This window comes from Streptomyces sp. NPDC059816 (assembly GCF_042732055.1).
Lineage (GTDB): Bacteria > Actinomycetota > Actinomycetes > Streptomycetales > Streptomycetaceae > Streptomyces.
Genome location: NZ_JBHWIQ010000017.1, coordinates 147,504 through 166,120, shown reverse-complemented (window position 1 = coordinate 166,120; position 18,617 = coordinate 147,504). Strand labels below are relative to the sequence as shown.

At 67.7% G+C, this 18,617-nt stretch carries 29 protein-coding genes; 28 read left to right on the top strand and 1 reads right to left on the bottom strand.

Translation table 11 applies throughout. From position 1 onward, the window contains the following. Window positions 1–40: 40 nt before the first annotated feature. From rplV to truA, 25 genes are all read left to right on the top strand, one after another. Window positions 41–388, top strand: a complete 348-nt coding sequence (gene rplV / locus ACFV88_RS22915) for a 50S ribosomal protein L22 (RefSeq protein ID WP_385493610.1) — start codon at window positions 41–43, stop codon at window positions 386–388. After that, window positions 388–1,236: a 30S ribosomal protein S3 gene (gene rpsC / locus ACFV88_RS22910; RefSeq protein ID WP_385493609.1), complete on the top strand. Its 849-nt coding sequence runs from the start codon at window positions 388–390 to the stop codon at window positions 1,234–1,236. Before rplV ends, rpsC begins: the two co-directional genes overlap by 1 nt. A gap of 3 nt (window positions 1,237–1,239) precedes the next feature. Further along, on the top strand, window positions 1,240–1,659 hold the full coding sequence (gene rplP / locus ACFV88_RS22905; protein WP_033319640.1) for a 50S ribosomal protein L16: 420 nt from the start codon (window positions 1,240–1,242) through the stop codon (window positions 1,657–1,659). After that, a complete protein-coding gene (gene rpmC, locus ACFV88_RS22900; RefSeq protein ID WP_059079052.1) occupies window positions 1,659–1,883 on the top strand; it encodes a 50S ribosomal protein L29 in 225 nt (74 codons plus the stop codon). The genes rplP and rpmC overlap by 1 nt, the downstream gene beginning before the upstream one ends. Continuing rightward, a complete protein-coding gene (gene rpsQ, locus ACFV88_RS22895) occupies window positions 1,883–2,167 on the top strand; it encodes a 30S ribosomal protein S17 (protein ID WP_073792871.1) in 285 nt (94 codons plus the stop codon). The genes rpmC and rpsQ overlap by 1 nt, the downstream gene beginning before the upstream one ends. A gap of 108 nt (window positions 2,168–2,275) precedes the next feature. After that, window positions 2,276–2,644: a 50S ribosomal protein L14 gene (gene rplN, locus ACFV88_RS22890; protein ID WP_003998823.1), complete on the top strand. Its 369-nt coding sequence runs from the start codon at window positions 2,276–2,278 to the stop codon at window positions 2,642–2,644. Between the two features lie 2 nt (window positions 2,645–2,646). Next, complete coding sequence (gene rplX / locus ACFV88_RS22885; RefSeq protein ID WP_055622535.1) at window positions 2,647–2,970, top strand: 50S ribosomal protein L24; 324 nt, start codon at window positions 2,647–2,649, stop codon at window positions 2,968–2,970. Next, entirely contained in the window at window positions 2,970–3,527 is a 558-nt protein-coding gene (rplE, locus tag ACFV88_RS22880) for a 50S ribosomal protein L5 (protein ID WP_385493607.1), read from the top strand. Before rplX ends, rplE begins: the two co-directional genes overlap by 1 nt. A 5-nt stretch (window positions 3,528–3,532) precedes the next feature. Then, window positions 3,533–3,718, top strand: a complete 186-nt coding sequence (locus ACFV88_RS22875; protein ID WP_003948630.1) for a type Z 30S ribosomal protein S14 — start codon at window positions 3,533–3,535, stop codon at window positions 3,716–3,718. Window positions 3,719–3,956: 238 nt separating this feature from the next. Beyond that, window positions 3,957–4,355, top strand: a complete 399-nt coding sequence (gene rpsH / locus ACFV88_RS22870) for a 30S ribosomal protein S8 (RefSeq protein WP_043443042.1) — start codon at window positions 3,957–3,959, stop codon at window positions 4,353–4,355. Between the two features lie 24 nt (window positions 4,356–4,379). Then, the gene (gene rplF, locus ACFV88_RS22865; RefSeq protein WP_385493606.1) at window positions 4,380–4,919 is read left to right on the top strand and encodes a 50S ribosomal protein L6; all 540 of its coding nucleotides are present in this window, start codon (window positions 4,380–4,382) and stop codon (window positions 4,917–4,919) included. A gap of 3 nt (window positions 4,920–4,922) precedes the next feature. Continuing rightward, complete coding sequence (gene rplR / locus ACFV88_RS22860; protein WP_385493605.1) at window positions 4,923–5,306, top strand: 50S ribosomal protein L18; 384 nt, start codon at window positions 4,923–4,925, stop codon at window positions 5,304–5,306. 41 nt (window positions 5,307–5,347) lie between these two features. Next, on the top strand, window positions 5,348–5,953 hold the full coding sequence (rpsE, locus tag ACFV88_RS22855) for a 30S ribosomal protein S5 (protein WP_016645168.1): 606 nt from the start codon (window positions 5,348–5,350) through the stop codon (window positions 5,951–5,953). Continuing rightward, a complete protein-coding gene (rpmD, locus tag ACFV88_RS22850; RefSeq protein WP_031096390.1) occupies window positions 5,953–6,135 on the top strand; it encodes a 50S ribosomal protein L30 in 183 nt (60 codons plus the stop codon). Before rpsE ends, rpmD begins: the two co-directional genes overlap by 1 nt. A gap of 2 nt (window positions 6,136–6,137) precedes the next feature. Next, entirely contained in the window at window positions 6,138–6,593 is a 456-nt protein-coding gene (rplO, locus tag ACFV88_RS22845) for a 50S ribosomal protein L15 (protein WP_385493604.1), read from the top strand. 188 nt (window positions 6,594–6,781) lie between these two features. Then, complete coding sequence (gene secY, locus ACFV88_RS22840) at window positions 6,782–8,095, top strand: preprotein translocase subunit SecY (protein ID WP_385493602.1); 1,314 nt, start codon at window positions 6,782–6,784, stop codon at window positions 8,093–8,095. Continuing rightward, window positions 8,095–8,745: an adenylate kinase gene (locus tag ACFV88_RS22835; protein WP_385493601.1), complete on the top strand. Its 651-nt coding sequence runs from the start codon at window positions 8,095–8,097 to the stop codon at window positions 8,743–8,745. Before secY ends, ACFV88_RS22835 begins: the two co-directional genes overlap by 1 nt. A 604-nt stretch (window positions 8,746–9,349) precedes the next feature. Beyond that, window positions 9,350–10,186 (top strand): type I methionyl aminopeptidase, encoded by an 837-nt coding sequence (gene map, locus ACFV88_RS22830; RefSeq protein ID WP_385493600.1) that lies wholly within the window; start codon window positions 9,350–9,352, stop codon window positions 10,184–10,186. A gap of 231 nt (window positions 10,187–10,417) precedes the next feature. Continuing rightward, window positions 10,418–10,639, top strand: coding sequence for a translation initiation factor IF-1 (infA, locus tag ACFV88_RS22825; RefSeq protein WP_003948620.1), 222 nt, complete (start codon window positions 10,418–10,420; stop codon window positions 10,637–10,639). Window positions 10,640–10,716: 77 nt separating this feature from the next. Next, window positions 10,717–10,830 carry a 50S ribosomal protein L36 gene (rpmJ, locus tag ACFV88_RS22820; protein ID WP_003974245.1) on the top strand — a complete coding sequence of 38 codons (114 nt, stop codon included), beginning with the start codon at window positions 10,717–10,719 and terminating at the stop codon, window positions 10,828–10,830. 189 nt (window positions 10,831–11,019) lie between these two features. After that, the gene (rpsM, locus tag ACFV88_RS22815) at window positions 11,020–11,400 is read left to right on the top strand and encodes a 30S ribosomal protein S13 (RefSeq protein ID WP_385493598.1); all 381 of its coding nucleotides are present in this window, start codon (window positions 11,020–11,022) and stop codon (window positions 11,398–11,400) included. 64 nt (window positions 11,401–11,464) lie between these two features. Continuing rightward, window positions 11,465–11,869, top strand: coding sequence for a 30S ribosomal protein S11 (gene rpsK, locus ACFV88_RS22810; RefSeq protein WP_003948617.1), 405 nt, complete (start codon window positions 11,465–11,467; stop codon window positions 11,867–11,869). A 146-nt stretch (window positions 11,870–12,015) separates the two neighbouring features. After that, window positions 12,016–13,038, top strand: a complete 1,023-nt coding sequence (locus ACFV88_RS22805) for a DNA-directed RNA polymerase subunit alpha (protein WP_003966937.1) — start codon at window positions 12,016–12,018, stop codon at window positions 13,036–13,038. Between the two features lie 192 nt (window positions 13,039–13,230). Next, on the top strand, window positions 13,231–13,746 hold the full coding sequence (gene rplQ / locus ACFV88_RS22800; RefSeq protein WP_385493597.1) for a 50S ribosomal protein L17: 516 nt from the start codon (window positions 13,231–13,233) through the stop codon (window positions 13,744–13,746). Window positions 13,747–13,843: 97 nt separating this feature from the next. After that, entirely contained in the window at window positions 13,844–14,710 is an 867-nt protein-coding gene (gene truA, locus ACFV88_RS22795) for a tRNA pseudouridine(38-40) synthase TruA (RefSeq protein ID WP_385493596.1), read from the top strand. A 15-nt stretch (window positions 14,711–14,725) separates the two neighbouring features. Here truA and ACFV88_RS22790 read toward each other — a convergent pair whose 3' ends face one another. Further along, window positions 14,726–15,595: a hypothetical protein gene (locus ACFV88_RS22790; protein ID WP_385493594.1), complete on the bottom strand. Its 870-nt coding sequence runs from the start codon at window positions 15,593–15,595 to the stop codon at window positions 14,726–14,728. Between the two features lie 281 nt (window positions 15,596–15,876). On the opposite strand from ACFV88_RS22790, the gene rplM reads away from it, so the two are divergent. The 3 genes from rplM to glmM all read left to right on the top strand — a co-directional run bounded on the left by rplM (window position 15,877) and on the right by glmM (window position 18,575). Further along, window positions 15,877–16,320 carry a 50S ribosomal protein L13 gene (gene rplM, locus ACFV88_RS22785; protein WP_385493593.1) on the top strand — a complete coding sequence of 148 codons (444 nt, stop codon included), beginning with the start codon at window positions 15,877–15,879 and terminating at the stop codon, window positions 16,318–16,320. Between the two features lie 41 nt (window positions 16,321–16,361). After that, on the top strand, window positions 16,362–16,883 hold the full coding sequence (rpsI, locus tag ACFV88_RS22780; protein WP_385493592.1) for a 30S ribosomal protein S9: 522 nt from the start codon (window positions 16,362–16,364) through the stop codon (window positions 16,881–16,883). A gap of 303 nt (window positions 16,884–17,186) precedes the next feature. Beyond that, window positions 17,187–18,575, top strand: coding sequence for a phosphoglucosamine mutase (gene glmM / locus ACFV88_RS22775; RefSeq protein WP_385493591.1), 1,389 nt, complete (start codon window positions 17,187–17,189; stop codon window positions 18,573–18,575). The last annotated feature ends 42 nt before the right edge of the window (window positions 18,576–18,617 follow it).

Below are 18,617 nucleotides of genomic sequence, written 5' to 3'. Positions count from 1 at the left end.
ACGACCTATGACGAACGTGTCAGACACTGAAGGGACAACCATGGAAGCCAGGGCCCAGGCGCGGTACATCCGCGTCACGCCCATGAAGGCCCGCCGAGTGGTGGACCTGATCCGTGGCATGGACGCCACGGAGGCTCAGGCGGTCCTGCGTTTCGCCCCGCAGGCCGCGAGTGCGCCGGTGGGCAAGGTGCTGGACAGCGCCATTGCCAACGCCGCGCACAACTACGACCACACGGACGCCACTTCGCTCGTCGTGAGCGAAGCGTACGTCGACGAGGGCCCGACCCTGAAGCGGTTCCGTCCGCGTGCTCAGGGCCGTGCCTACCGGATCCGCAAGCGGACCAGCCACATCACCGTGGTCGTCAGCAGCAAGGAAGGAACCCGGTAATGGGCCAGAAGGTTAACCCGCATGGGTTCCGGCTCGGCATCACCACGGACTTCAAGTCCCGTTGGTACGCCGACAAGCTGTACAAGGACTACGTCAAGGAAGACGTCGCCATCCGTCGGATGATGACGTCCGGCATGGAGCGCGCCGGCATCTCGAAGGTGGAGATCGAGCGCACCCGTGACCGCGTCCGCGTCGACATCCACACCGCGCGTCCGGGCATCGTCATCGGCCGCCGCGGCGCCGAGGCCGACCGTATCCGCGGCGACCTGGAGAAGCTGACCGGCAAGCAGGTCCAGCTGAACATCCTCGAGGTCAAGAACCCGGAGACGGACGCTCAGCTGGTGGCCCAGGCCGTCGCCGAGCAGCTGTCCTCCCGCGTCTCCTTCCGCCGTGCCATGCGTAAGAGCATGCAGTCGGCGATGAAGGCGGGCGCCAAGGGCATCAAGATCCAGTGCGGTGGCCGTCTCGGCGGCGCCGAGATGTCCCGCTCGGAGTTCTACCGCGAGGGCCGCGTGCCCCTGCACACGCTCCGTGCGAACGTGGACTACGGCTTCTTCGAGGCCAAGACCACCTTCGGTCGCATCGGCGTCAAGGTGTGGATCTACAAGGGCGACGTCAAGAACATCGCCGAGGTCCGCGCCGAGAACGCCGCCGCCCGTGCCGGCAACCGCCCGGCCCGTGGCGGTGCCGACCGTCCCGCCGGTGGCCGTGGTGGCCGCGGTGGCGAGCGCGGCGGCCGTGGCCGTCGGCCGCAGCAGCAGTCCGGTGGGGCTGCCGAGGCTCCCAAGGCCGAGGCTCCCGCCGAGACCGCCGCTCCGGCCGCTGAGAGCACCGGAACGGAGGGCTGACCCATGCTGATCCCCCGTAGGGTCAAGCACCGCAAGCAGCACCACCCCAAGCGGCGTGGTCAGGCCAAGGGCGGGACGACGGTCGCGTTCGGCGAGTACGGCATTCAGGCGCTTACCCCGGCCTACGTGACGAACCGTCAGATCGAGGCCGCTCGTATCGCGATGACCCGTCACATCAAGCGTGGCGGCAAGGTCTGGATCAACATCTACCCGGACCGCCCGCTGACGAAGAAGCCCGCCGAGACCCGCATGGGTTCCGGTAAGGGTTCGCCCGAGTGGTGGGTCGCGAACGTTCACCCCGGCCGGGTGATGTTCGAGCTGTCCTACCCGAACGAGAAGATTGCGCGTGAGGCGCTTACCCGCGCTGCTCACAAGCTTCCGATGAAGTGCCGCATTGTCCGGCGCGAGGCAGGTGAAGCGTGATGTCGGCCGGTACCAAGGCGTCCGAGCTGCGCGAGCTGGGCAACGAGGAGCTCCTCAACAAGCTCCGCGAGGCCAAGGAAGAGCTGTTCAACCTCCGCTTCCAGGCGGCGACGGGCCAGCTCGAGAACCACGGCCGGCTCAAGGCCGTCCGCAAGGACATCGCCCGGATCTACACCCTCATGCGTGAGCGTGAGCTCGGCATCGAGACGGTGGAGAACGCCTGATGAGCGAGAAGAACGTGACTGAAGAGAACGCCGCCCGCGGCTTCCGCAAGACCCGTGAGGGTCTTGTCGTCAGCGACAAGATGGACAAGACCGTCGTCGTCGCCGTCGAGGACCGCGTGAAGCACGCCCTGTACGGCAAGGTCATCCGCCGTACGAACAAGCTCAAGGCGCACGACGAGCAGAACGCCGCGGGTGTCGGCGACCGTGTCCTCCTGATGGAGACCCGGCCGCTGTCCGCGACGAAGCGCTGGCGCATCGTCGAGATCCTCGAGAAGGCCAAGTAAACAACTCGTCGGGGGTAACCCCACGAGTACCGTTCCGCCAGGCTCGGCGAGCTCCGTAGAACGTTTTACGGAGCTCGCCGGGAACCGGCAGACAAACAGGAGATAGACGTGATCCAGCAGGAGTCGCGACTGCGCGTCGCCGACAACACGGGCGCGAAGGAAATCCTTTGCATTCGTGTTCTCGGTGGCTCGGGTCGTCGCTACGCGGGCATCGGTGACGTCATCGTCGCCACCGTCAAGGACGCGATCCCCGGTGGCAACGTGAAGAAGGGTGACGTCGTCAAGGCCGTCATCGTTCGCACCGTCAAGGAGCGCCGCCGTCCCGACGGCTCGTACATTCGCTTCGACGAGAACGCCGCCGTCATTCTGAAGAACGACGGCGACCCCCGCGGCACCCGTATCTTCGGCCCGGTCGGCCGTGAGCTGCGCGAGAAGAAGTTCATGAAGATCATCTCGCTCGCGCCGGAGGTGCTGTAAGCATGAAGATCAAGAAGGGCGACCTGGTACAGGTCATCACCGGTAAGGACAAGGGCAAGCAGGGCAAGGTCATCGCGGCCTTCCCCCGCGAGGACCGCGTCCTGGTCGAGGGTGTCAACCGGGTCAAGAAGCACACCAAGGCCGGTCCGACGGCCCGCGGCTCCCAGGCCGGCGGCATCGTGACCACCGAGGCCCCGATTCACGTGAGCAACGTTCAGCTCGTCGTGGAGAAGGACGGCACGAAGGTCGTCACCCGCGTCGGGTACCGCTTCGACGACGAGGGCAACAAGATCCGCGTTGCCAAGCGGACGGGTGAGGACATCTGATGACGACCACCACCATCCCGCGTCTCAAGACGAAGTACCGCGAGGAGATCATCGGCAAGCTGCGTGAGGAGTTCTCGCACGAGAACGTCATGCAGGTGCCGGGCCTCGTCAAGATCGTGGTCAACATGGGTGTGGGCGACGCCGCCCGCGACTCCAAGCTGATCGAGGGTGCCATCAAGGACCTCACCACGATCACCGGTCAGAAGCCCGCCGTGACCAAGGCCCGCAAGTCCATCGCGCAGTTCAAGCTGCGTGAGGGTCAGCCGATCGGCGCCCACGTCACCCTCCGTGGTGACCGCATGTGGGAGTTCCTGGACCGCACCCTGTCGCTCGCGCTCCCGCGCATCCGCGACTTCCGTGGCCTGTCGCCGAAGCAGTTCGACGGCCGCGGCAACTACACCTTCGGTCTCACGGAGCAGGTCATGTTCCACGAGATCGACCAGGACAAGATCGACCGCGTCCGGGGTATGGACATCACCGTGGTCACCACGGCGACCAACGACGCTGAGGGCCGCGCGCTCCTCCGTCACCTCGGCTTCCCCTTCAAGGAGGCGTGAGCGAGATGGCGAAGAAGGCTCTGATTGCCAAGGCCGCCCGCAAGCCCAAGTTCGGTGTGCGTGGCTACACGCGCTGCCAGCGCTGCGGTCGTCCGCACTCCGTCTACCGCAAGTTCGGCCTCTGCCGCGTGTGCCTTCGTGAGATGGCTCACCGCGGCGAGCTGCCGGGCGTGACCAAGAGCAGCTGGTAGTTCCCCCTTCGGGGAACGACCGGACGCTCTCGGTAGGCATAGGGCAGGCAGGGGCCCGGCCCTCCATGGCTTAGGCTAGGAGGGTTGGGCGTCTGCCGCCCGTACACACGCGGGCCTCACGGCCCGCTGACAACGCTTACTACGCCGTAGGTCCCCGCGCCGCACCCGTCCCGCCCCTGTGTGGGGAGAGGGATGGCGCATACAGGAAACCCCGGCGAGAGAGGCCGAAGGCCAATTCATGACCATGACTGATCCGATCGCAGACATGTTGACGCGTCTGCGTAACGCGAACTCGGCGTACCACGACTCCGTGGGCATGCCGCACAGCAAGATCAAGTCTCACATCGCGGAGATCCTCCAGCAGGAGGGCTTCATCACGGGCTGGAAGGTCGAGGACGCCGAGGTCGGCAAGAACCTCGTCCTGGAGCTGAAGTTCGGCCCCAACCGTGAGCGCTCCATCGCGGGCATCAAGCGGATCTCCAAGCCCGGACTCCGGGTGTACGCGAAGTCCACCAACCTGCCGAAGGTGCTCGGCGGCCTGGGCGTGGCCATCATCTCCACGTCGCACGGGCTCCTCACCGACAAGCAGGCCGGCAAGAAGGGCGTGGGTGGGGAAGTCCTCGCCTACGTCTGGTAGCGGAAGGGAACGGAGGAAACAGCTATGTCGCGTATTGGCAAGCTCCCCATCACGGTTCCCGCCGGCGTGGACGTCACCATCGACGGTCCCACGGTTCAGGTGAAGGGCCCCAAGGGTTCCCTGACCCACACCGTTGTGGCCCCGATCGCGATCGAAAAGGGCGAAGACGGCACCCTCCAGGTGACCCGCCCCAACGATGAGCGGCAGAACAAGGCCCTCCACGGCCTGTCCCGCACGCTGGTGGCGAACATGATCACCGGCGTGACCCAGGGCTACGTGAAGAAGCTCGAAATCAGCGGTGTCGGTTACCGCGTCCAGGCGAAGGGCTCCAACTTGGAGTTCGCGCTGGGATACAGCCACCCGATCACGGTCGAGGCGCCCGAGGGCATCACCTTCAAGGTGGAGTCCCCGACCCGTCTCTCGGTCGAGGGCATCGACAAGCAGAAGGTCGGCGAGGTCGCGGCCAACATCCGCAAGCTTCGCAAGCCCGACCCGTACAAGGCCAAGGGCGTCAAGTACGAGGGCGAAGTCATCCGCCGCAAGGTCGGAAAGGCGGGTAAGTAAGCCATGGCATACGGAACGAAGATCGCCAAGGGCGACGCCTACAAGCGCGCCGCGATCAAGCGCCGTCACATCCGGATTCGCAAGAAGGTTTCCGGTACGGCCGAGCGTCCTCGCCTGGTCGTGACGCGCTCGAACCGTCACATCATCGCTCAGGTCATCGACGACCTCAAGGGTCACACCCTTGCGTCCGCGTCGACCCTGGACACCAGCATTCGTGGTGGCGAGGGTGACAAGTCGGCGCAGGCCAAGCAGGTCGGTTCCCTGGTCGCCGAGCGCGCCAAGGCCGCCGGCGTTGAGACCGTCGTGTTCGACCGCGGCGGCAACCAGTACGCCGGGCGCATCGCCGCCCTGGCCGACGCCGCCCGCGAGGCCGGGCTGAAGTTCTAGCCAGCCCTCGTAGCTAGCGGAAACAGAGAGAGGTAATTCCAATGGCTGGACCCCAGCGCCGCGGTGGCGGTGCCGGTGGCGGCGAGCGGCGGGACCGGAAGGGCCGTGACGGCGGCGCAGCTGCCGCCGAGAAGACCGCGTACGTTGAGCGCGTCGTCGCGATCAACCGCGTCGCCAAGGTTGTGAAGGGTGGTCGTCGCTTCAGCTTCACCGCGTTGGTCGTGGTGGGCGATGGTGACGGCACCGTGGGTGTCGGATACGGCAAGGCCAAGGAGGTGCCGGCCGCCATCGCCAAGGGCGTTGAGGAGGCCAAGAAGCACTTCTTCAAGGTCCCCCGCATCCAGGGCACCATCCCCCACCCGATCCAGGGCGAGAAGGCTGCGGGCGTCGTCCTGCTCAAGCCTGCTTCCCCCGGTACGGGCGTTATCGCCGGTGGCCCGGTGCGCGCGGTGCTCGAGTGCGCCGGCGTCCACGACATCCTGTCGAAGTCGCTCGGCTCCGACAACGCGATCAACATCGTGCACGCCACCGTGGCGGCCCTCAAGGGCCTCCAGCGTCCCGAGGAGATCGCGGCCCGCCGCGGTCTGCCCCTCGAGGACGTGGCCCCCGCGGCCCTGCTGCGTGCACGTGCGGGAGCGGGTGCGTAATGGCTCGCCTCAAGATCACGCAGACGAAGTCGTACATCGGTAGCAAGCAGAACCACCGTGACACCCTGCGTTCGCTCGGGCTCAAGCGCCTGAACGACGTGGTCGTCAAGGATGATCGTCCCGAGTTCCGCGGCATGGTGCAGACCGTCCGCCACCTCGTGACGGTCGAGGAGGTCGACTGATCATGGCGGAGCAGAACCCGCTGCGGCTCCACAACCTCCGTCCCGCCCCCGGCGCCAAGACCACGAAGACCCGTGTCGGTCGTGGTGAGGCGTCGAAGGGTAAGACGGCCGGTCGTGGTACCAAGGGCACCAAGGCCCGTTACCAGGTTCCGGAGCGCTTCGAGGGTGGCCAGATGCCCCTCCACATGCGTCTCCCGAAGCTCAAGGGCTTCAAGAACCCCTTCCGGACCGAGTACCAGGTCGTGAACCTGGACAAGCTCGCCGCCCTCTACCCCGAGGGTGGGGAGGTCACCGTTGCCGACCTGGTCGCCAAGGGTGCCGTCCGTAAGAACAGTCTCGTCAAGGTCCTCGGACAGGGCGAGGTCTCCGTGGCGCTGACGGTGACGGTTGACGCCGTCTCCGGATCCGCCAAGGAGAAGATCACCGCTGCCGGCGGTACCGTCACCGAGCTCGTCTGAGCCACGATGACCTGATCGATCCCGACCGGGGATACCCCACAAAAGGGGTATCCCCGGTTGGTCGTTCCAAGGGGCGTGCGGTCGCCGGTAAGGTGGCGAGCGTTGTTGTCTATCTGTTCCTTACCCATACGTCGAAACCTCAAGACCGTCACCTCTGACGCACGTGCGCGGGGGTCGCAGGAGGCACCGTGCTCAGCGCGTTCTCCCGGGCGTTCAAGACGCCCGACCTGCGCAAGAAGCTGCTCTTCACGCTCGGCATCATCGTCATCTACCGGATTGGTACACACGTGCCAATTCCCGGCGTCGACTATCAGAGTGTCCAGATCTGTGTAGACCAGGCCAAATCCAGCCAGGGCCTTTTCGGACTGGTCAATATGCTCAGTGGCGGCGCGCTGCTGCAGATCACGGTCTTCGCGCTAGGCATCATGCCGTACATCACGGCGAGCATCATCCTCCAGCTGCTGACCGTGGTCATCCCGCGGCTGGAAGCCCTCAAGAAGGAGGGCCAGGCCGGTACGGCGAAGATCACGCAGTACACCCGGTACCTGACGATGGCTCTGGCCGTCCTCCAGGGCACCGGACTCGTCGCCACCGCGCGCACTGGCACCCTGTTCCAGGGTTGTGCCGTCGCCGGGGACATCGTCCCCGACCAGTCGATCTTCACCACCGTCACGATGGTCATCGTGATGACCGCCGGAACGGCCGTCGTCATGTGGCTCGGTGAGCTCATCACCGACCGCGGCATCGGCAACGGCATGTCGATCCTCATGTTCATCTCGATCGCCGCGACCTTCCCCGGGGCGCTGTGGACGATCAAGGAGCAGGGCAAGCTGGCCGACGGCTGGATCGAGTTCGGCGTCGTCATCCTGGTCGGCCTGGTGATGGTGGCCCTCGTGGTCTTCGTCGAGCAGGCCCAACGCCGCATCCCGGTGCAGTACGCGAAGCGGATGATCGGCCGCCGGTCCTACGGCGGCACCTCCACATACATTCCGCTGAAGGTCAACCAGGCGGGTGTGATCCCGGTCATCTTCGCCTCGTCACTGCTGTACATCCCGGCACTCGTGGCCCAGTTCGCGGGCGGCACGTCGGGTTGGAAGACCTGGATCGAGCGGAACCTCGCGGAGATGGACTCTCCGATGTACATCACCACGTACTTCCTGCTGATCGTCTTCTTCGCCTTCTTCTATGTCGCGATCTCGTTTAACCCCGAGGAAGTCGCGGACAACATGAAGAAGTATGGTGGCTTCATCCCGGGCATCCGGGCTGGCCGACCGACCGCTGAGTATCTGAGCTACGTACTCAACCGGATCACCTGGCCGGGTTCGCTGTATCTGGGGCTGATCGCTCTGGTGCCAACAATGGCGTTGGCGGGCTTCGGTGCCAATCAGAACTTCCCGTTCGGTGGCACCAGCATCCTGATCATCGTCGGCGTGGGCCTCGAGACGGTGAAGCAGATCGAGAGCCAGCTCCAGCAGCGCAATTACGAAGGGTTCCTCCGCTGATGCGAATCGTCCTCGTCGGGCCGCCCGGTGCAGGCAAGGGTACGCAGGCTGCGTTCCTCGCCAAGGACCTGTCGATCCCGCACATCTCCACGGGCGACCTCTTCCGTGCCAACATCAGCCAGGGCACGGAGCTCGGCAAGCAGGCCAAGTCGTACATGGACGCGGGCAACCTGGTTCCGGACGAAGTCACCATCGGGATGGCCAAGGACCGCATGGAGCAGCCGGACGCCGAACGCGGCTTCCTGCTGGACGGGTTCCCGCGGAACGTCTCGCAGGCCGAGGCGCTGGACGAGACCCTCGCGGCCGAGTCCATGAAGCTGGACGCGGTCCTGGACCTTGAGGTCCCCGAGGACGAGGTGGTCAAGCGGATCGCCGGGCGGCGCATCTGCCGCAAGGACTCCAGCCACGTCTTCCACGTGACGTACAAGCAGCCCGCGACCGAGGGCGTCTGCGACGTCTGCGGCGGGGAGTTGTACCAGCGTGAGGACGACAGCGAGACCACCGTGCGCAAGCGGCTGGAGGTCTACCACACGCAGACCGAGCCGATCATCGACTACTACCGGGAGCAGGGGTTGGTCGTGACCATCTCCGCGCTCGGGAAGGTCGAGGAGGTCACTGCGCGGGCGATGTCCGCGTTGACCTCGCGGTAATGCGTTGACGTTTGCTCCGTCCGGGCCCCGGCGCGGGAACCCTCCCAGGTTCCCCCACCGGGGCCCGTTCCGTTCCCGCTGCGGTTGCCTGTGCGCTGTTCTGCGGGGTGCGTCCCGCTGTCGCGCAGTTCCCCGCGCCCCTTGTCGGGTGCGTCCGGATCCCGTGCGTGGTTCGGCTCACGTGCGCGGTGCGATTCGCGCAGTTCCCCGCGCCCCTGAAGGGGCGCTCCTTCCCGCCGCCGTCGTCCGCAGGTTGGGCCCCGACAGGGGCGCGGGGAACTGCGCGAGCAACCCCCACGCACCCGCAGGGGACAGCGCACCCGCGCTGGGTCGGGCCCCGATAGGGGCGCGGGGAACTGCGCGAGCAACCCCCACGCACCCGCAGGGGACAGCGGACCCGCGCCGGGTCGGGTCCCGATAGGGGCGCGGGGAACTGCGCGAGCAAGCACAGCGCACCCGCAGGGGACAGCGCACCGCCAGGTGGAGGTACCGGAGGGGGCGCGGGGAACGGCGCGGGTCACCACAGCGCACCCGCCGACGAGCCCCCCGGAGGGAACTATCGTGGGGAGGGACCGAGAACCGTTGCAGAAAGGCCCCTGCCGCCATGGTGCAGATCAAGACCCCCGACCAGATCGCCAAGATGAGGGCGGCGGGCCTGGTCGTAGCCGCGGTGCACGCGGCCACGCGTGAGGCCGCGGTCCCCGGGGCCACCACCAAGGACCTGGACCAGGTGGCCCGCAAGGTCATCGCCGAGCACGGGGCCACCTCGAACTTCCTCGGCTACGGCGGCTTCCCGGCCACCATCTGCACCTCGGTCAACGAGGTCGTCGTCCACGGCATCCCGAGCGACGAGGTGGTCCTGAAGGACGGCGACCTGATCTCGATCGACGCGGGGGCGATCGTGGACGGCTGGCACGGCGACGCCGCGTTCACCGCGTTCGTCGGGTCCGGACACGCTCCGGAGCTGGTCGAGCTGTCCCGGGTGACCGAGGAGTCCATGTGGGCCGGGATCGCCGCGATGAAGGCGGGGAACCGCCTGGTGGACATCTCCCGGGCGATCGAGACGTACATCCGCCGCCAGCCGCGGGTCGGCGGCGGCAAGTACGGCATCGTCCAGGACTACGGCGGGCACGGCATCGGCACCGAGATGCACATGGACCCGCACCTGCTGAACTACGTGGAGCGCCGCCGGGGCAAGGGGCCCAAGCTGGTGCCCGGGTTCTGCCTGGCCATCGAGCCCATGGTGTCGCTCGGCACGCCGAAGACCGCGGTGCTGGAGGACGAGTGGACGGTGGTGTCCACCGATGGCACCTGGTCCTCGCACTGGGAGCACTCCGTGGCGCTGACCGAGGAGGGTCCGCTGGTGCTCACCGCCCCCGACTGCGGACGGGCGAAGCTCGCCGAATACGGGATCACGGCCGCCCCGGACCCGCTGGCCTGACCGCCCGGCCCGGCCCCGCGGGGGTCGTGACGTGCACGTCCACGGGAGTGGTGGCCCCGTGTCGGTTCGCTTAAGGATCTCCGTCGTGGGGCATCATTCCTCGATTCGTCTTTCCTGGGGCGCTGACGTAGACTGACTCGTCGGCCCTCTTGTACCCGCATGTCTGCATGTCCGCATGTGGTCGCCGGGGGAAGTGGGGCCGGCCAAGGTAGTCGATTCGAAGGGCGAAGCGTGGCCAAGAAGCAAGGTGCCATCGAGATCGAGGGCACTGTCGTCGAGTCTCTTCCGAACGCCATGTTCAAGGTCGAGCTCCAGAACGGCCACCAGGTCCTGGCACACATCAGCGGCAAGATGCGCATGCACTACATCCGCATCCTCCCTGACGACCGGGTCGTGGTGGAGTTGTCTCCGTACGACCTGACGCGTGGCCGGATCGTCTACCGCTACAAGTAGATCTTGCCCTACCCCCGGGATCGGACCGTTCGGTCCGCGTTCGGGGTGATGGCACTGACCCGGAGAACCTCACACCCATGAAGGTCAAGCCGAGCGTCAAGAAGATCTGCGACAAGTGCAGGGTGATCCGCCGTCACGGTCGGGTCATGGTCATCTGCGACAACCCGCGCCACAAGCAGCGCCAGGGCTGACGCACGACCGCACCTTCTGCACCCGCAGAACTCGCGCGACGCAGCAGACATGTACATACGCAGGACCCGGGCCGTCAGCGGTCCGACACCCCCGGTCGGAGGCCGGGGACCCGCTCCGTACCACCCGAAGGGGTCGGCGGAGGGGACCGGTCCTGCGGAAGACCTCCGAATATCAACTGGAGCCATTGAATGGCACGCGTTTCCGGTGTTGACATCCCGCGCGAAAAGCGCGTGGAGGTTGCCCTCACCTACGTGTTCGGCATCGGCCGGACCCTTTCCCAGCAGACGCTGGCCGAGACCGGTGTGAACCCGAACACCCGCGTTCGCGACCTCTCCGAAGAAGAGCTGGTCAAGATCCGCGAGTACGTGGACAACCACCTCAAGACCGAGGGTGACCTCCGTCGCGAGATCCAGGCGGACATCCGCCGCAAGGTCGAGATCGGCTGCTACCAGGGTCTCCGTCACCGTCGCGGCCTGCCCGTCCACGGACAGCGCACCAGCACCAACGCCCGCACCCGCAAGGGCCCGCGTCGCGCCATTGCCGGTAAGAAGAAGCCGGGCAAGAAGTAGTCCTCAGCGGACGCTAGTCAGCGGTCTTCGCTGTAGGACCGACCACCTCCCGTAGGAGAAACAGATGCCCCCCAAGGGTCGTCAGGGTGCCGCCAAGAAGGTGCGCCGCAAGGAAAAGAAGAACGTCGCTCACGGCCACGCGCACATCAAGAGCACGTTCAACAACACGATCGTCTCGATCACGGACCCCACGGGCAACGTGATCTCCTGGGCCTCCGCCGGCCACGTCGGCTTCAAGGGCTCCCGCAAGTCGACTCCGTTCGCCGCGCAGATGGCCGCCGAGTCGGCCGCCCGCCGCGCGCAGGAGCACGGCATGCGCAAGGTGGACGTGTTCGTCAAGGGTCCCGGCTCCGGCCGTGAGACCGCGATCCGTTCGCTCCAGGCCACCGGTCTTGAGGTCGGCTCCATCCAGGACGTCACCCCGACTCCGCACAACGGCTGCCGTCCGCCCAAGCGGAGGCGCGTCTGACCTCAGGTGCGTCACGCATCTGTGGTTGGTGAGGACTTCGGGCGACACGCTGCCTTCCTGGGGCGTGCCGCCCGTACCCTTGTTCTACGCAGTAACCGTCGGACGTCAAATAGCGGGCGTCCACGACAGAAGGATCTGATCACCCCATGCTGATCGCTCAGCGTCCCTCGTTGACCGAAGAGGTCGTCGACGAGTTCCGTTCCCGGTTCGTGATCGAGCCGCTGGAGCCGGGCTTCGGTTACACCCTCGGCAACTCCCTGCGCCGTACGCTCCTCTCCTCGATCCCCGGTGCGGCGGTCACGTCCATCCGGATCGACGGGGTCCTGCACGAGTTCACCACCGTGCCGGGCGTCAAGGAGGACGTCACCGACCTGATCCTCAACATCAAGCAGCTGGTCGTCTCCTCGGAGCACGACGAGCCGGTCGTGATGTACCTGCGCAAGCAGGGCCCGGGCCTGGTCACCGCCGCCGACATCGCGCCCCCGGCCGGTGTCGAGGTCCACAACCCCGACCTCGTCCTCGCCACGCTCAACGGCAAGGGCAAGCTGGAGATGGAGCTGACCGTCGAGCGCGGTCGCGGCTACGTCTCCGCCGTGCAGAACAAGCAGGTCGGCCAGGAGATCGGCCGCATCCCGGTCGACTCGATCTACTCGCCGGTCCTCAAGGTCACGTACAAGGTCGAGGCCACCCGAGTCGAGCAGCGCACCGACTTCGACAAGCTGATCGTCGACGTCGAGACCAAGCAGGCCATGCGTCCCCGTGACGCCATGGCGTCGGCCGGCAAGACCCTGGTCGAGCTGTTCGGTCTCGCCCGCGAGCTGAACATCGACGCCGAGGGCATCGACATGGGCCCGTCCCCCACGGACGCCGCCCTGGCCGCCGACCTCGCGCTGCCGATCGAGGAGCTGGAACTCACCGTCCGCTCCTACAACTGCCTCAAGCGCGAGGGCATCCACTCCGTGGGTGAGCTCGTCGCCCGGTCCGAGGCGGACCTGCTGGACATCCGCAACTTCGGTGCGAAGTCCATCGACGAGGTCAAGGCGAAGCTGGCCGGCATGGGCCTGGCGCTCAAGGACAGCCCGCCCGGATTCGACCCGACCGCCGCTGCGGACGCGTTCGGCGCGGACGACGACGCGGATGCCGGGTTCGTGGAGACCGAGCAGTACTAGTCGCCGTCCGGCGGGGCCCGGGGGTACTCGGGCTTTCCGCCGGTGGGTGGTTCTGTTCCGGCCCGGCCTGCGGCCTTGTCCTCAAGCGCCGGACGGGCTGGAACACACCACCACGCTTCCGTGGGGCGGCCGCCTCGCGGGAACTGTCATCGGTACCTGACACGGCCGGTGCAGCACACAAGGAGAAACACCATGCCGAAGCCCGCCAAGGGTGCCCGTCTGGGCGGCAGCGCCGCGCACGAGAAGCTGCTGCTGGCGAACCTCGCCAAGTCGCTCTTCGAGCACGGCCGCATCACCACCACCGAGGCGAAGGCCCGCCGTCTGCGGCCCTACGCCGAGCGTCTGGTCACCAAGGCGAAGAAGGGTGACCTTCACAACCGCCGCCAGGTGCTCCAGGTGATCACCGACAAGAGCATCGTGCACACGCTCTTCACGGAGATCGGCCCGCGTTACGAGAACCGCCCGGGTGGCTACACCCGTATCACCAAGATCGGCAACCGTCGGGGCGACAACGCGCCCATGGCGGTCATCGAGCTGGTGGAGGCGCTGACCGTGGCGCAGGAGGCCACCGGTGAGGCCGAGGCCGCGACCAAGCGCGCCGTCAAGGAGGACGCCCTGAAGAAGGACGTCGCCGAGACGAAGGCCGACGAGACCGTCGAGGTCGTCGAGGACGCCAAGCCCGCCGAGGGCGAGTCCAAGGACGCCTGACGCTGATGCGTGCCTGAGCGGGTCCGCCCCTTTCCCGGGGCGGGCCCGCTTTCGTCTGTCTTCCGTTCGTACCCCTGTGAGCTGGGAGGATGAGGGTGTGAGTGACGAGGTGGAGCCCGGGTTCGTCCGGGTGCGGCTGGACCTGTCGTACGACGGTGCGGAGTTCTCGGGGTGGGCCAAGCAGGCCGGCGGGCGGCGCACCGTACAGGGCGTCGTCGAGGACGCCCTGCGGACCGTTACCCGGTCGGGGGACGCCTCCTACGAGCTGACCGTCGCCGGCCGTACCGACGCCGGGGTGCACGCGCGGGGCCAGGTCGCCCACGTGGACCTGCCGGTCGGGGTGTGGGAGGAGCACCGCGAGAAGCTGCTGAAGCGGCTCGCCGGGCGGCTCCCGAAGGACGTGCGGGTGTGGCGGGTCGCGCCGGCCCCCGCCGGGTTCAACGCCCGGTTCTCGGCGATCTGGCGGCGGTACGCGTACCGGGTGACCGATCACCCGGGCGGGGTGGACCCGCTGCTGCGCGGGCACGTGCTGTGGCACGACTGGCCGCTGGACGTCGAGGCGATGAACGAGGCGGCCCGCGGACTCGTCGGGGAGCACGACTTCGCCGCGTACTGCAAGCGGCGTGAGGGGGCCACCACCATCCGCACCCTCCAGGAGCTGCACTTGGAACGGGACGCCGAGGGCATCGTCACCGCGACGGTGCGGGCCGATGCGTTCTGTCACAACATGGTGCGCTCGCTGATCGGGGCGCTGCTGTTCGTCGGGGACGGGCACCGGGGCCCCGAGTGGCCCGCGAAGGTGCTGGCGGCCGGGGTGCGGGACTCCGCGGTGCACGTGGTCCGTCCGCACGGGCTGACCCTGGAGGAGGTCGCCTACCCCGCTGACGACCTGCTCGCCGCACGCAGTCGGGAGGCCCGCAACAAGCGGACGCTGCCGGGTGCGGGCGCCGCGGGGTGCTGCTGACCCCGCGGCGGTGCGTCACAGCGGCTTCTCGGCGGCGGCGGACGCCTGGGCCTCCCCGCGGCGGATGATCTGCCGGAAGGCGAACTCGGCGAGGTCGTCGCCGGTGCGGTAGACCGCGCGGTCCTGCGGGGTCACGTTCTTGCCGCTGGTGTACCCGGCGACCGTGAAGTACGCGTACCGGCCGTACGCGTTCACGGTCGTCCGGCAGATCGTGGTGTTGCAGAAGCCGGAGACGCCGGAGCCGCTGAGGGAGAGCAGGTTGCCCCGGTCGGTCTGGTCCTTGGCCCTGGTCGCCTTCGCCGTGTCCTCGAACAGGGCGACACCGACGGTGACGGCCATGCCGTCCCTGGTGTAGGTGGCCCGCATCAGCCGGGTGCAGCCGTTGCCGGTGAGGACCTTGCCGAGGTCACCGCGGGTGACGCTGGCGCAGCTGTCGGTGCTGCTGGTGGCACCCTTCTCGTAGACCAGGGGCCCCACGGTCAGCCGGGAGTCGGGGAAGAGGGTGTCCGCGCTGATCGGTGCCTTGTCCTTGTCCGCGCTGGAGATGAAGTCCTTGGGGTCCGGCGGGGGCGGGGGCGTGGTCGCCTCGAAGGAGGGGCCGGGGCCGCTGCTGTCGCTCGCCGGATCGGAGACGGAGGGCGGCAGCGAGCTGGGGCGCGCGTCACCCGTGTCGTCCCCGTCCGCGTTCACGACCGCCGCCGCGACGGCCGCGCCGACCGCCAGGGTGGCGAGGACCGCGCCGCCCACGAGGAGCAGGCGCTTGCGGCGGTTGCGGCTGGCGGAGGCGTCCGCGAGGGCCGCCCAGTCCGGGGTGTCCGGTTGCTGTGGTGTGTTCGGGTTGCCGGAGTCCCACGAGGGTCCCCCCTGCCCCTGCCCAAAACTCATGGGCCGCAGTGTACTGGCGGGATTCGGGGGCCGTCCGGGCCGTCCGGGACGGTCATCGACCACGATCGTTTTGACCCGTCCGGGTGGGGGTGGGTATTCTTCTGCTTCGTTATGTGTATTGGCTTGCTCATTCTCACGTGAGGGGCCCTTACACCGGTCCACCGGGCTGATGACCAGCGGCAAGCACTCGGTTGCGTCACCGATGTGCGGCCATGGCTGTCGTGATCGTTTTCGGTGGCCTTGTCAGGACCCACTCACTGAAGAAGCGAAGGCTACGAACCGTGCGTACGTACAGCCCCAAGCCCGGCGATGTCACCCGCCAGTGGCACGTCATCGATGCCCAGGACATCGTCCTGGGCCGTCTGGCGTCGACCGCCGCGTCCCTTCTCCGGGGCAAGCACAAGCCGATCTACGCGCCCCACGTCGACACCGGTGACTTCGTCATCATCATCAACGCGGACAAGGTGCACCTGTCCGGCAACAAGAAGACCCAGAAGATGGCGTACCGCCACTCTGGCTACCCGGGTGGTCTGCGCTCCGTCCGTTACGACGAGCTGCTCGCCAAGAACCCCGAGAAGGCCGTCGAGAAGGCCGTCAAGGGCATGCTGCCGAAGAACACCCTCGGCCGTCAGATGCTCTCGAAGCTGAAGGTCTACTCGGGCGACCAGCACCCGCACGCTGCCCAGCAGCCGGTGCCGTTCGAGATCACCCAGGTCGCGCAGTAGTTCCGGCCACCCCTAAGACTGAACAGAATCTGAGGAGAATCGTGGCCGAGACCACCGTTGAGCAGCCTCTCGACGAGACCGAGGTTGTTGACGTAGAGCAGTACACCACCGAGACGGAGATCCCCGTCGAGGGCGACTACACGTCCGAGAGCCTGGCGGGCCGCTTCGGCGACCCGCAGCCGGCTGCGGGCCTGGGCCGTCGCAAGAACGCCATCGCCCGCGTCCGGATCGTTCCGGGCACCGGCAAGTGGAAGATCAACGGTCGCACCCTTGAGGACTACTTCCCCAACAAGGTGCACCAGCAGGAAGTCAACGAGCCGTTCAAGGTTCTGGAGCTGGACGACCGCTACGACGTCGTCGCCCGCATCTCCGGCGGCGGTGTCTCCGGTCAGGCCGGTGCCCTGCGCCTCGGCGTGGCCCGTGCGCTGAACGAGGCCGACGTGGACAACAACCGCGGCGCCCTCAAGAAGGCCGGCTTCCTGCGTCGCGACGACCGCGCGGTCGAGCGGAAGAAGGCCGGTCTGAAGAAGGCCCGCAAGGCTCCGCAGTACAGCAAGCGCTAGACCCCGGCGGAGCCATCCGCTCGCACCACCCGTTCGCCCCGGCGGCACGCCTCTGTGCAGCCGGGGCGTTCGTTTTACGGCCGTTTCGGGCGTATACAGGTGTCGGGAACTCCGGGCCGATAAACGTACCGGCGGCTCCGTGTGTTCGGATGTGCGCACACGCTTTCTCCGGTTCGTCCCGGCGGCCCGGGTGGTGCGTGCGGTGTGGGGTGCGGGGCAGACGTCCGCTGCGCCCAGGGTTTGTATGTTCGGATGATTTCCGGTGCCTCTTGGGTGAGGGGCGCGAATGTTCGGAGGACACCAGTGGGACGACTCTTCGGCACGGACGGCGTGCGCGGCGTCGCCAACGCGGATCTGACGGCCGAGCTCGCGCTCGGACTCTCCGTCGCCGCGGCGCACGTGCTCGGCGAAGCGGGCGGGTTCGAGGGCCATCGCCCGGTCGCGGTGGTCGGTAGGGACCCGCGGGCGTCCGGGGAGTTCCTGGAGGCCGCCGTCGTCGCCGGTCTCGCCAGCGCGGGAGTCGACGTGCTGCGGGTCGGGGTGCTGCCCACGCCCGCCGTCGCGTATCTGACGGGGGTGCTCGGCGCCGACCTCGGGGTGATGCTCTCCGCCAGCCACAACGCCATGCCCGACAACGGCATCAAGTTCTTCGCCCGTGGCGGGCACAAGCTCGCCGACGAGCTGGAGAACGCCATCGAGGCCCGTTACACCGAGTACACGGCGTACGCGGCCTGTGCCGGGGAGCGCGGGGAGGGCGCCGGCTGGGCGCGGCCGACCGGGGCCGGAGTCGGCCGGGTGCGCAGCTACGACGAGGGCTTCGACCAGTACGTGGCGCATCTGATCGGGGTGCTGCCCAACCGGCTGGACGGGCTGAAGGTCGTCCTGGACGAGGCGCACGGCGCCGCCGCCCGGGTCTCCCCGGAGGCGTTCGCCCGGGCCGGTGCCGAGGTCGTCACCATCGGCGCCGAACCCGACGGGCTCAACATCAACGACGGCTGCGGCTCCACCCACCTCGGGCTGCTGCGGGCCGCCGTCGTCCAGCACGGCGCCGACCTGGGCATCGCCCACGACGGGGACGCCGACCGCTGCCTGGCCGTCGACCACACGGGCGCCGAGGTGGACGGGGACCAGATCCTCGCCGTGCTCGCGCTGGCGATGCGGGAGCGGGGCGCGCTGCGCTCCGACACGGTCGTGGCCACCGTCATGTCGAACCTCGGCTTCAAGCTCGCCATGGAACGCGAAGGGCTGGAGTTCGTCCAGACCGCGGTCGGCGACCGCTACGTCCTGGAAGCCATGAAGGAGCACGGCTACGCCCTCGGCGGCGAGCAGTCCGGGCACGTCATCATCCTCGACCACGCGACCACCGGGGACGGCACCCTGACCGGTCTGATGCTCGCCGCGCGGATCGCCAGCACCGGGCGCACCCTCGCGGACCTCGCCGCCGTCATGGAGCGCCTGCCGCAGGTCCTCATCAACGTGCCGGACGTCGACAAGTCCCGGGTCGGCACCTCCGCCGAACTGGCCTCCGCGGTCGCCGAGGCGGAACGCGAACTGGGCAGCACCGGACGGGTGTTGCTGCGCCCCTCGGGCACCGAGCCGCTGGTGCGGGTGATGGTCGAGGCCGCCGACATCGACCAGGCGCGTTCGGTCGGAGGCCGACTCGCGGACGTCGTCAAGTCCTCCTTGGGCTGAACCCCGCCGCCGGAAGGTACGACTTCCGGCACCCCTCGTCGC

What these genes read in the sequence shown, in the direction of transcription:
- rplO (WP_385493604.1), top strand. Translation starts at nt 6,138, where the DNA reads ATGGCGGAGCAGAACCCGCTGCGGCTCCACAACCTCCGTCCCGCCCCC.
- map (WP_385493600.1), top strand. Translation starts at nt 9,350, where the DNA reads ATGGTGCAGATCAAGACCCCCGACCAGATCGCCAAGATGAGGGCGGCG.
- rplR (WP_385493605.1), top strand. Translation starts at nt 4,923, where the DNA reads ATGGCATACGGAACGAAGATCGCCAAGGGCGACGCCTACAAGCGCGCC.
- rpsQ (WP_073792871.1), top strand. Translation starts at nt 1,883, where the DNA reads ATGAGCGAGAAGAACGTGACTGAAGAGAACGCCGCCCGCGGCTTCCGC.
- rpsM (WP_385493598.1), top strand. Translation starts at nt 11,020, where the DNA reads ATGGCACGCGTTTCCGGTGTTGACATCCCGCGCGAAAAGCGCGTGGAG.
- rpsE (WP_016645168.1), top strand. Translation starts at nt 5,348, where the DNA reads ATGGCTGGACCCCAGCGCCGCGGTGGCGGTGCCGGTGGCGGCGAGCGG.
- rpmJ (WP_003974245.1), top strand. Translation starts at nt 10,717, where the DNA reads ATGAAGGTCAAGCCGAGCGTCAAGAAGATCTGCGACAAGTGCAGGGTG.
- rplE (WP_385493607.1), top strand. Translation starts at nt 2,970, where the DNA reads ATGACGACCACCACCATCCCGCGTCTCAAGACGAAGTACCGCGAGGAG.
- rpsK (WP_003948617.1), top strand. Translation starts at nt 11,465, where the DNA reads ATGCCCCCCAAGGGTCGTCAGGGTGCCGCCAAGAAGGTGCGCCGCAAG.
- ACFV88_RS22875 (WP_003948630.1), top strand. Translation starts at nt 3,533, where the DNA reads ATGGCGAAGAAGGCTCTGATTGCCAAGGCCGCCCGCAAGCCCAAGTTC.
- ACFV88_RS22835 (WP_385493601.1), top strand. Translation starts at nt 8,095, where the DNA reads ATGCGAATCGTCCTCGTCGGGCCGCCCGGTGCAGGCAAGGGTACGCAG.
- rpmD (WP_031096390.1), top strand. Translation starts at nt 5,953, where the DNA reads ATGGCTCGCCTCAAGATCACGCAGACGAAGTCGTACATCGGTAGCAAG.
- ACFV88_RS22790 (WP_385493594.1), bottom strand. Translation starts at nt 15,595, where the DNA reads ATGAGTTTTGGGCAGGGGCAGGGGGGACCCTCGTGGGACTCCGGCAAC.
- rplF (WP_385493606.1), top strand. Translation starts at nt 4,380, where the DNA reads ATGTCGCGTATTGGCAAGCTCCCCATCACGGTTCCCGCCGGCGTGGAC.
- ACFV88_RS22805 (WP_003966937.1), top strand. Translation starts at nt 12,016, where the DNA reads ATGCTGATCGCTCAGCGTCCCTCGTTGACCGAAGAGGTCGTCGACGAG.
- rpsC (WP_385493609.1), top strand. Translation starts at nt 388, where the DNA reads ATGGGCCAGAAGGTTAACCCGCATGGGTTCCGGCTCGGCATCACCACG.
- rplP (WP_033319640.1), top strand. Translation starts at nt 1,240, where the DNA reads ATGCTGATCCCCCGTAGGGTCAAGCACCGCAAGCAGCACCACCCCAAG.
- rpmC (WP_059079052.1), top strand. Translation starts at nt 1,659, where the DNA reads ATGTCGGCCGGTACCAAGGCGTCCGAGCTGCGCGAGCTGGGCAACGAG.
- rpsH (WP_043443042.1), top strand. Translation starts at nt 3,957, where the DNA reads ATGACCATGACTGATCCGATCGCAGACATGTTGACGCGTCTGCGTAAC.
- rplQ (WP_385493597.1), top strand. Translation starts at nt 13,231, where the DNA reads ATGCCGAAGCCCGCCAAGGGTGCCCGTCTGGGCGGCAGCGCCGCGCAC.
- rplV (WP_385493610.1), top strand. Translation starts at nt 41, where the DNA reads ATGGAAGCCAGGGCCCAGGCGCGGTACATCCGCGTCACGCCCATGAAG.
- rplX (WP_055622535.1), top strand. Translation starts at nt 2,647, where the DNA reads ATGAAGATCAAGAAGGGCGACCTGGTACAGGTCATCACCGGTAAGGAC.